The 10,105-nt window shown below is 63.6% G+C and carries 8 protein-coding genes and 3 pseudogenes; 5 read left to right on the top strand and 6 right to left on the bottom strand.

The features are described from left to right. Nucleotides 1-726: class I fructose-bisphosphate aldolase (locus EOA28_RS12890; RefSeq protein ID WP_128314934.1), on the bottom strand; the 726-nt coding region annotated here is incomplete at its 3' end. 182 nt (nt 727-908) lie between these two features. On the opposite strand from EOA28_RS12890, the gene EOA28_RS12885 reads away from it, so the two are divergent. Further along, entirely contained in the window at nt 909-2,057 is a 1,149-nt protein-coding gene (locus EOA28_RS12885) for a Gfo/Idh/MocA family oxidoreductase (RefSeq protein WP_127249185.1), read from the top strand. A 9-nt stretch (nt 2,058-2,066) separates the two neighbouring features. Beyond that, nucleotides 2,067-3,030: pseudogene (locus EOA28_RS12880) on the top strand (alpha/beta hydrolase). Here EOA28_RS12880 and EOA28_RS12875 read toward each other — a convergent pair. Then, the gene (locus tag EOA28_RS12875; RefSeq protein ID WP_126081282.1) at nt 3,027-4,049 is read right to left on the bottom strand and encodes a LacI family DNA-binding transcriptional regulator; all 1,023 of its coding nucleotides are present in this window, start codon (nt 4,047-4,049) and stop codon (nt 3,027-3,029) included. The pseudogene EOA28_RS12880 and the gene EOA28_RS12875 overlap by 4 nt on opposite strands. A gap of 230 nt (nt 4,050-4,279) precedes the next feature. On the opposite strand from EOA28_RS12875, the gene EOA28_RS12870 reads away from it, so the two are divergent. Together EOA28_RS12870 and EOA28_RS12865 are read left to right on the top strand one after the other, a co-directional pair. After that, nucleotides 4,280-5,227, top strand: a complete 948-nt coding sequence (locus EOA28_RS12870) for a sugar kinase (RefSeq protein WP_127249186.1) — start codon at nt 4,280-4,282, stop codon at nt 5,225-5,227. Beyond that, nucleotides 5,224-6,507, top strand: a complete 1,284-nt coding sequence (locus tag EOA28_RS12865; RefSeq protein ID WP_127249187.1) for a D-tagatose-bisphosphate aldolase, class II, non-catalytic subunit — start codon at nt 5,224-5,226, stop codon at nt 6,505-6,507. Before EOA28_RS12870 ends, EOA28_RS12865 begins: the two co-directional genes overlap by 4 nt. Before the next feature lie 205 nt (nt 6,508-6,712). On the opposite strand, the pseudogene EOA28_RS12860 reads toward EOA28_RS12865, so the two are convergent. Continuing rightward, nucleotides 6,713-7,189, bottom strand: a pseudogene (locus tag EOA28_RS12860) (NAD(P)-binding domain-containing protein); the annotation flags it as partial. On the opposite strand from EOA28_RS12860, the pseudogene EOA28_RS12855 reads away from it, so the two are divergent. Next, nucleotides 7,177-7,461: pseudogene (locus tag EOA28_RS12855) on the top strand (LysR substrate-binding domain-containing protein); the annotation flags it as partial. The pseudogenes EOA28_RS12860 and EOA28_RS12855 overlap by 13 nt on opposite strands. Nucleotides 7,462-8,199: 738 nt before the next feature. On the opposite strand, the gene xth reads toward EOA28_RS12855, so the two are convergent. From xth to EOA28_RS12835, 3 genes are all read right to left on the bottom strand, one after another. Continuing rightward, nucleotides 8,200-8,970, bottom strand: coding sequence for an exodeoxyribonuclease III (xth, locus tag EOA28_RS12845; protein ID WP_127249188.1), 771 nt, complete (start codon nt 8,968-8,970; stop codon nt 8,200-8,202). A 93-nt stretch (nt 8,971-9,063) separates the two neighbouring features. Beyond that, the gene (locus EOA28_RS12840) at nt 9,064-9,669 is read right to left on the bottom strand and encodes a general stress protein (RefSeq protein ID WP_127249189.1); all 606 of its coding nucleotides are present in this window, start codon (nt 9,667-9,669) and stop codon (nt 9,064-9,066) included. Between the two features lie 22 nt (nt 9,670-9,691). Beyond that, nucleotides 9,692-10,105, bottom strand: a 414-nt coding sequence (locus EOA28_RS12835) for a DUF4142 domain-containing protein (RefSeq protein ID WP_128314933.1), incomplete at its 5' end; no start/stop codon positions are given.

The following is a 10,105-nucleotide window of genomic DNA, read 5'->3' as shown; positions in this document are numbered from 1 at the left end:
CTTCTGAGGATCGCCGTGCCCCCAGAGATTGCGGCCCACCACGGCGCCGCGCGCGCCGGCGCGGATGGCGTCCGCCGTCTGCCGAAGCGCGCCGAGCAGCGTGTCGGTCTTCGGGCCACCGGCGATCACGACCGGCACCGGGCAGGTCCGGACGGTCTCCCGGAACGACTCGAAATCGCCCGTGTAGCCGATCTTGATGACGTCGACGCCGGACTCGTAGCCGATGCGCGCCGCATAGGCGATCTCGTCGGGGGTGAAGATGATCTTTGCCCCGTCGGTGAAATCGCGCGGATAGATATGCGCCACCACCGGCATGCCGTAGCGGGCCGCCGCATTCACCGAATCGGTCAGCCAGCGTATGTATTTGCCCTCGGTCGCGCCTCGCACCGGAATGGCCACGGCCAACGCATCGGCGCCAGCGCGCACCGCATCTTCGGGCGTCGCGATCAATTCGCTGATGCGGTCGTCCGGCGTGAAGCAGCCGGCCTGGATCACCAGGGCAGCCTTGCCCGCATATTGCGGCCACAGATGGCGCGCGGTGCCGGGCTGGATGCTGACGTAATCGGGCTTGCCCGCCATGACGCGGGCCAGCGCGCCGGGCAGATCGGCAAGGCCGCCTTTGCGCACGTCGCCATAGCCGACGAAGTGGTCGACCGCGCCGCCAAATAGATTCCCCGATGGATGCGAAAAGAGGCGCGCGAGGCGCACTTTGGTCCCTAGGCTCATAATTCCCTAATCTCTTGATTTGCAAGGCCGGCGGCCTGTGATACTGGCCATCGTTTTCACATGCTGTATAAAAATTTTACGCGCGTCAAGATTTAAAATGCGCTATAGCGAGTCACGAAAATTGTCCGTCGCCGTCGTGATGGCTTGTCTCGGGTGTCGCCGATTGGGAGGTCGAAAGGGAAATGCAAGCAAATTCAGGAGCGAAGCTCGGCATCGGCGTCATCGGATGCGGTAACATCTCGATGACCTATCTGCGCAACGCGGCACTTTTCGCCGGCGTGGAACTGCGCGCTTGCGCCGATATCTCCGCCGAGATGGCTGTCTTGCGCGGGAAGGAATATGGCATCCGCGCGCTCGGCGTCGATGCGTTGCTCGCCGACCCGGAGGTCGATCTCGTCCTCAACCTCACCATTCCCGCGGCGCATTTCGACATCTCGTTTTCGGCGCTCTCGGCGGGAAAGCATGTCTTCACCGAAAAGCCGCTCGCCACCTCGGCCAGCGACGGCCGCAAGTTGGTGGCGGAGGCGGCGAAACGGGGATTGCTGCTGGGCTCGGCTCCCGACACGTTCCTCGGCGCCGCCGGACGCCGCGCGCGCCGCCTGATGGACGAGGGCGCGATCGGCCGCGCCGTGACCGGCACCGCCTTCATGATGGGGCGCGGCATGGAGCACTGGCATCCCAACCCGCAATTCTACTACCAGCCAGGCGGCGGCCCGGTCTTCGACATGGGGCCGTACTATCTGACGATGCTCGTCAACCTGCTCGGCCCCGTGACGCGTGTCATGGCGATGGCCACGCGCGGCCAGGAGGAGCGGCTGATCACCGCCGACGGCCCTTACAAGAACACCAGCTTCAGGGTCGGCACGCCGACCAACATCCTGTCGCTGCTCGAGTTCCGCTCCGGCGCCACCTTCACTTTCGGTGCCTCCTGGGATGTCTTCAAGCACTCCAACCACCCCATCGAGCTGCACGGCACCGAAGGGTCGCTCAGGCTGCCAGACCCCGACACCTTCGGCGGCACGGTCTCGCTTTCCGCGCGTGGTGCCGAGTGGACGGATTTCGCCGGCGAAAGCGAGCTCTACGGCGCGCGCAACTGGCCTTATGCGGCGCCGGATCGCGCCAATTACCGCATGCTCGGTGTCGCCGACCTGGCGCGTTCGTTGTCGAAGAAGAGAAAGCCGCGTGCGTCCGGCGAACTGGCACTGCATGTGCTGGAGATCATGGAGGCCATCCTCGCCTCGGGCGAGAGCCGCAACTCGGTCGCCATCGCCGGCACTGTCGACCAGCCGCCGCTGCTTGGCGAGGACGAGGCGGCGAGCCTGCTGGCCTAAGGCGGTCCCATGCCGACATCGCCCGTATCGCTCGACCCGCAGGCCCGGAAGGTCCTCGACCTTGGCCTACAGGCGCATGAGCCGCCCTTCGAGACCGGCACACCCGAGCAGGCGCGACGCGCCTACGAGGAAGGCTTTCCGAGCCTGCAAGGCGAGCGCGAGCCGGTCGCTTCGGTGCGCGAACAAACCATCGTCGGGCCCGGTGGCCCTCTCAACGTTCGGGTTTATCGCGGGCAGCGCGCTGCGGCGGCCGACGCGCCGGCGCTGCTCATCTGCACGGTGGCGGCTGGGTGATTGGCAATCTCGATTCGCATGACGAGATCTGCCGCTGGTACGCCAACATCGCCGCCTGTGTTGTCGTTTCGCCGGACTACCGGCTGGCGCCGGAGCACAAGTTTCCGGCTGCGGTCGAGGATTGCCGTGCCTTCTCTCCTTCATGCAGGATATGCCCGGCGGGCTTGGCATCGACGCCAGCCGCATCGCCGTCGCCGGCGACAGCGCCGGCGGCAACCTCGCCGCGGTGCTGGCGCTGCTTGCCCGCGATGACAAATGCCGTCCGACCGCGCAGCTCCTGTTCTATCCCAACACCGATGCCGCCCAAACGGCGGACAGCTATCGCCGCTTCGCCGAAGGTTTCGGCCTGACGGCCGCGACCATGGCCTGGTTCCGCGACCACTATGTCCGTGACGCGGTCGACATCAATGACTGGCGCGTCTCGCCGCTAAAGGCCAACAGCCTTGCCGGCGCGGCGCCGGCCTTCATCGCCATTGCCGGCCATGACATCCTCGCCGACGAGGGCGAGGCCTATGCAAGGCGGCTCGAGATGGACGGCGTCCCGATCGTGGTCAAACGCTGGCCAGGGCAGATCCATGGGTTCGTCTCAATGGGCCGCCATGGTCCGGCGTCGCGTCAGGCGGTCGAGGCTGCTGTTGCGGCCTGGCGCAATTTCGATCCGGCGTTTGAAGGGGTCTAGGCCGATTGGCGCATTACAAGCGTTGCGTCGAGGCTGACCTTTGGCGTCACGGCGGCCGCATCCTCGTCGAGCATCGCAAGCAGCGTCTCGACACTGCGGCCGGCCATGGCGGCGAAATCCTGCGCCATGGTGGTGAGCGCTGGGCAGGTGTAGCGGCTGAGTGGATGATCATCATGGGCTGCGATGCGCAGGTCGCAACCCGGCTTACGGCCCACCTTCAACCCTTTCGAGAAGGCCGCCGCCATGACGCCGAAGGCCAGGCGGTCGTTGGCGCACAGGATGGTCTTGCCCGGCAGGCCGCCATTGCCGAGCAGCTTCTCCGTCTGCTCGTAGCCGATGCGCTCGAACTCCCAAGTATAGTCGTCGGTGTCGCCGAAGACGATCGGCTCGAATCCCAGTCGCTGCATCGAGGCGACATAGCTGCTCAATCGTTCCGCCGAATTGTGATTGACGTGCGGGATGTCGAAATAGACCGGGGCATCGCCGGAACGGCAAAGGTAATCCACGATCGTCGCGACGCTTTTTGCGTTGTTATTGCCAACAAATGGCGTGTCGCCTTCCAGGAAAGTGTCGAAATAGACAATCGGAATGGTCTGCGTGAGCTTTTCCAGGGTTCTCTGATCGGATCGTTTGCCCAGCGGCGCGATCAGCGCGCCGGATACCTTCAGCGACAAGATGGTTCGGGTGGCTTCAATCTCGAGTTCGGTCGAGCCATGCGAGGAAATGACGACCGGCCAGTAGCCTTCGTCGCGCAGCCTGAGCTCGATGCGGCTGACCATCTCTGAATAGAACGGGTCGGTCACCGTCGGCACGACAATGCCGATGCTGCGCGTGCGCTTGCGGTTGAGATTGCGCGCGAAGAGGTTCGGCTGGTAGTCGGACGAGCGCAACGCATCCTCGATACGCTTACGCGTTGCCGGCTTGACGCTGGTCGGATCGTCGAAGAATTTCGACAGTGTCGGTCTGGAGACGCCGCAGGAGCGGGCGAAATCCTCCATGGTCTTGTGCGTCATCGACATTCAAAGCCCTCGCGCCACGGATTTCCCGCTTGGTCCATGCGCCGTCCCGGCGCCTCCATACGGTGCGCCGACCCCGGACTGCAAGTTCAAAACTTTACAGGAAGCGCCTCAACTTTCAATTCGCTCATGGAAATTATTGCGTGCGTAAATTTATTAATTGACGTGAAGAAGAGCGGACCCTATTCAGCCTTCAAGGTTACGCCACACGCGGCACATGCCGGGAGGACGTGATGAAGAAGCTGGTTTCCGCCGGCGAGATCCTCGTCGAGATCATGGCGGATCGGATCGGCCAGAGCTTTCTCGAACCCGGGCCACTGGTTGGGCCGTTCCCGTCCGGCGCGCCCGCGATCTTCATTGGCCAGGCGGCAGCGCTTGGCCAGCCAGCGGGACTCATCGGGGCCGTCGGCGAGGACGATTTCGGTCAGTTGAACATTGACCGGCTGCGAGCGCTCGGCGCCGACGTATCGGCGATCACGTCCCACAAGGGCTATGCCACCGGCACCGCCTTCGTCACCTATAGAGCCGACGCTTCCAGGCATTTCGTCTTCAACATCCGCAACAGCGCGGCGGGCCTGTTGGACATCGATGATGCCGCAAGACACTTGCTTGCCGATACCGACCACTTTCATGTCATGGGCTCGTCGCTGTTCTCGGACAAGGCGACCGACGTTGTGCTCGCCGCGACCGCGGCCGTGAAGGCCAGGGGCGGCACCGTGTCCTTCGACCCCAACGTCCGGCGCGAGATCATGCAGGACTCAGGCATGCGCGAGGCGCTCGACAGCGTGTTGGCGCAGACCGACGTCTTTCTGCCAAGCGGCAACGAGTTGCTCCTGTTCTCTTCAGCGGGCGACGAGCAGGGCGCGATCGCCGAGCTGCTTGGTCGGGGCATAGCCTGCATCGTGCTGAAGAGAGGCGCTGACGGCGCCGTCTATCACGATCGCCAGCGCTCGGTCGCAATGCCCGGATTCGCCGTCGAGGAAGTGGACCCGACTGGCGCCGGCGACTGCTTCGGAGCCGCCTTCGTATCCTTCTGGCTGCGCGGCGCCGCGCCTGCCGAGGCGCTGCGCATCGCCAATGCCTGCGGCGCGCTGGCCGTAACACGGAAGGGACCCATGGAAGGCATTCACCGGCTCGCCGATGTCGAGGCTTTCATAGTCGGGGCCGGTACACGCGCATGAGCTGCGCGACCAAGAGATTCGCGGCCATCGGCGCGCGGCGGGCGGCGGGCGGCAAGGGAGGCATCACCTCGATCTGCTCGGCGCATCCGCTGGTGATCGACGCGGCGCTCCGCCACGGCGCGCTGCATGGCGCGGATGTCCTCATCGAGGCGACCTGTAACCAGGTCAATCACGAAGGCGGCTACACCGGCATGGCGCCGGCCGCCTTTCGCGGCCTCGTCGAAACGTATGCCGGCAGGGCCGGTCTTCCCCTCGATCGTCTGATCCTCGGCGGCGACCATCTTGGACCCAATCCCTGGAAGCACGACTCCGCTGCCGGCGCGATGCGGAAAGCGGCCGCGATGATCGACGCCTATGCGGCCGCCGGGTTCACCAAGCTGCATCTCGACACCAGCATGGCCTGCGCCGACGATCCGGTGCCGCTCCCCGACGAGACGATCGCCGCCCGCGCGGCTGAGCTTGCCAAGGTCGCCGAGGCGGCGGTCGCGCGCGCCGGCGGTGAGAAACCCGTCTACATCATCGGCACCGAGGTGCCGGTGCCCGGCGGCGCGCTCGAACCACTCGAGCACATGCATGTGACCGAGCCTACCGACGCGCTCCGCACGGTCGAGGTCCACCGCAAGGCTTTCTCTCGCCTCGGCCTCGATGGCGCCTTTGACCGCGTCGTCGGCGTCGTCGTCCAGCCCGGCGTCGAATTCGGCAACGCCGATATCGTCACCTATGCGACGGAGAAAGCGACCGAGCTGGTCGCCGTGCTGGAACGCATGCAATTCGTCTTCGAAGCGCACTCGACCGACTACCAGCCGGCGGAAGCGCTGGGCATGCTGGTGCGTGACGGTTTCGCCATCCTCAAAGTCGGCCCATGGCTGACATTCGCGCTGCGCGAGGCGCTCTACGGCCTCAGCCACATTGCCGACGAACTGGCGCCCGATCCGTTGCGTGAAACCCTGCCGGCGGCCATGGAGCGCGTGATGCTCGCCTCGCCCGGCAACTGGCAGAAATACTATTGTGGCACGCCCGACGAGCAGCGTCTGCGGCGGCATTTCTCCTTCAGCGACCGCATCCGTTACTACTGGCTGGCGCCGGAAGCGCAGCGCGCAACCGCAGCGGTGCTGGCCGCGCTTGGCGACAGGGAGATTCCCCGCCCGCTGATCAGCCAATATATTGGCCACCTCGATGTCGAGGTCGGCGCGGGCCGCATCAGACCGACCGCGCATGGGCTTCTGCTCGGCAGCGTGACGCGCGTGCTCGATATCTATCGCAACGCCACGAACCAGTAAGCCGTCTTCGCTGCCGGACCTCGGATTTGATTTAAAGCGCGTCGCGATCTTTCAGATTCGCTCCATGCGCTTTAGGTTTTTGATTTTACGCATGTCTTTATCCCGAAACCGGTTCCCACTTTCGGGAGACATGCTTTAGCCCGCGTGGATCTCTCATGGAGGCGGCCTGAGCAAGCTGCACCTCTGACAGTGGACAGTAAATTCGTTATTGCTCCTTCTTGAACAGGTCCTGGAAGATCAGCGGGCTCCAAGTGCGGCCGCGCGCGTGCACCAGCGCGCCACCCTCGTTGAGCTTTCCCAGCTTGACGGGCGCGAACCCGAGTTGTCTGGCCAAGGCCGCGACGTGAGCGGCCGCGTCCTCGTCGTCGCTCGACAGAAAGACGACCCGGTGGCCGCCCTCGACGACCGGATCGGTAGCCAGGGTGGCCGCAACCAGGTGATTGAAGCCTTTCGCGAGCTTGGCGCCGGTGAACGCCTTCGCGACGAAAGCGGAGGACGGGAGACCGTCCAGCTCTTCAGGGACCGGAAACGCGTTCGTGGCATCGATGACTGTCTTGCCTTCCCAGCTCGGCAGAGCCTTCGCAACGTCGCAATGATTCCCGAACGGAACCGCCAGGATGATGGTGTCGGCCTCGAGCGCTTCCCGCAGCGACTTGGCGACGACCGTCGGTCCAATCGCCCGGGGTTCCGTTCAGGGTCACGGATGCCGAGGCGCAGATCGTCGCGGTGCGGCAGGGGCTCGGGATGACGACTCTGCCGTGCTTCGTGGGAGATGCCGACCCCCTGCTGGCGAGGGTGCCGGGTACCGACCTGCACATGTACGGAACGCTCTGGCTTCTCACACAGGGAGAGGCACGCAAGACGAAGCGCGTGCGGCTCTTCACGGAATTCGTATCCCGCAGGCTTGCCGCCTACGCTCCGGTTCTCGCGGGATTGTCCGTATCGGGCGACTGATGCCTACCAAGCCGTCGGCGACGGTTGCAATGGACAGGTGCCGCAATCGAACATGCGTGGGACAGGACGCCGACCCCCTCGGTGTTGAGCAACGTCATGGCGGACTATGCGGGTTCCTTAAACAGACCAACGACGCTTTGGCCTTGAAGCGCCTCGATGACTATTTGAAATCATTGATTTACTTGGAAAATTCTGGCTGAGAGAGCGTCTTTCTAACTATCAGTTAAAGCGATGAAACTATTGGCATTTTCTTATCGCTTGTTACCCAGTTTGTTACACAGCCGCGGATGACCGCTATGCCTCCCGTCCGCCTATGCGTTCGCTACCCCAAGTCGTGCAGAAAAGATGACATGGCGGCGGTCGTTTTTCCTCCTCGACGACGCCGTGCGCGACAGCACAGGGGCCCTGCGAGATTCTGTCGATGGCTTCGGAGAGGTCAGCAGCTTCGATCGCGATCCGGCGATCGGCAGATCTGATGACATGACGCACCATCGCGAGTTTCAACTCCCGATGCATCCGGATTGCGCAGCTGTACCGGCGTTCTCGCCCTCTCTATCAGGTCGCCTTCGGAGCGCAACTTCGTGTCCTGCTCGTGAGCGGCATTCTCTGACGGGTTGAGGCGTGCGGTCATATCTGGAACAAACCTTGGCATCTTGAGGCCTCCTTCAGAGGTTCGACATGAAGCGTGGGCGACGGCTGCCAAGCAGGCTTTCTGCGACTGCGATAGCGCAAAAGGTTTTAACCGACGTGGACCCAGGCAGGGGCGTGATCGCTTGGCTTTTCCCACCCACGAGTCTCGACATCGACACCTGCGGCCATAAGGCTTTCCGCAAGTGACGGGCTCACGAGCAGATGGTCCATCCGCAGGCCTGAGCTTCGGTCGTAGCCGCCGCGATAGGAAAAATTCCAATAGGTGTATATGCCCTTGTCCGGATGGATATGGCGCATCGCATCCACCCAGCCCAAGCTCAGCATGTGCGCATAAGCTTTCCTGCTTTCGGGGAAGAAGACAGCATCGCCCAGCCAACGCCTGGGTACTGCAGCATCTATCTCAGTGGGCACGACGTTGTAATCACCACAAAGCACGGCGCGCTCGCCCAACAGCGATCGGCTGTAGTCGACGAGACGGTCGAACCAGCGAAGCTTGTAATCGAATTTGGGGCCTGGCGCGGGATTGCCATTGGGCAGATATATGCAGCCGACGATGAGACCGTCGATCTCTGCCTCCAGATAGCGGCTGTGCGTGTCATCGGGATCGCCAGGCAAGCCACGGCGGCGTTCGACCGGATCCTTCCCGCGCACCAATATCGCCACCCCGTTGTAGGATTTCTGGCCGTGCCAGATCGCGTCGAAGCCGGCGTCCCGTATTGCCTCGATGGGAAAATTCTCGTCGGACGTTTTCAGCTCCTGGAGGCAAACAACGTCATAATCGGTCTCGCCAAGCCACTTCAGGAGCACGGGGAGTCGGCCGTTCACACCATTGACGTTGAAGGTCGCGATCCGGGTCATCCCCTCGGCTCCGACGTGGGCAATCCAAATGCCGGACGCCTCGCTCGCGCGGCAAGAAAAAGCCCCGCCGAGAGTTCGACGGGGCCGCATTTCTTAGAGCGGTGTGGTTCGCCGAACACGATCTCGTTCAGCCTCAATGTCATCATAAGGCTCCGCGGCAGCATCAAATCCTGTCCATCCCCCGGCCTCGTAAGCGCTACGCCGCTCGTCAAGATTGACGGCACGCTCTCCACGCAGGATCCGTTCAGCTTCGCCGGTTAGCCGATCATCCACTCTGGCAGTCACCAGACTGCCGCCGCGGCGCACGCCCTCGGCATAGACATGTGCATCACGTTCCGAAACACCGGATTCCGTGAGCGCCCCGACGATGCCGCCGGCGGCTCCGCCCACCACAGCGCCGCCGACCGCGCCTACAGCCGTAGCGGCGAGCCAACCTGCCGCCACGACGGGTCCCACTCCCGGGATGGCCATGATCCCGAGCCCGGTAAGGAGCCCGCCCGCGCCGCCGACGAGCGCCCCAAGGCCGGCGCCGGCGGCGGCATCTTCACCGGCGTCTGAAGTCTCGTCCTGCCGATACCGATTGTCGGAATTGTTGGCCACAATGCTGATGTCGTCTCGCGGCACGCCGATCGCTTCGAGTTCGCTTACGGCGTCAGCGGCGTCCTGATAGTCATCGAAAAGTCCGGTGACAGTCGTCATGTTTCACTCCATTTCTGAATGGTTATTGAGCGCCGGCAACAACGTTGCCTTTGAAATCGAGCGCGACGGCAACCTGCTTTCCGTCTTTCTCGGCGGTGCCGCGCCAGATGCCCTGGTCATCCTTCGTCAGGGCGCTGACCTTCGAGAAGCCGGCGTCCTGGATCCGCGACTTCGCCTGCGCTTTGGTAAAGCTGTTTGCTCCAGGCACCGGGGCGGATGCGTTCTGGTCTGTGTCTGTCGCCGCAGGTGCGGTGCTGGTCGTTGCCGTACTGTCGGTTTTGCCTGAGGCGATCTTTTCGATCATCTCCTGGTGCATCTTGAGTGTCGGCAGCGTCTGCTGGGCAAATGCCTTCAGTCCCGCGTTGTCGCCGTCGGCCGCATAGTCCTGGAATAGCTTGACCGCGTCGGCATGCGCGTCCTGCTGCATCTTCACGTA

Origin of the sequence: Mesorhizobium sp. M2A.F.Ca.ET.067.02.1.1 (assembly GCF_004023285.1) — a bacterium.
Classification (GTDB): Bacteria; Pseudomonadota; Alphaproteobacteria; order Rhizobiales; family Rhizobiaceae; genus Mesorhizobium.
The sequence above is the reverse complement of the archived record's forward strand: the minus strand, read 5'-3'. Positions and strand labels throughout refer to the sequence as shown.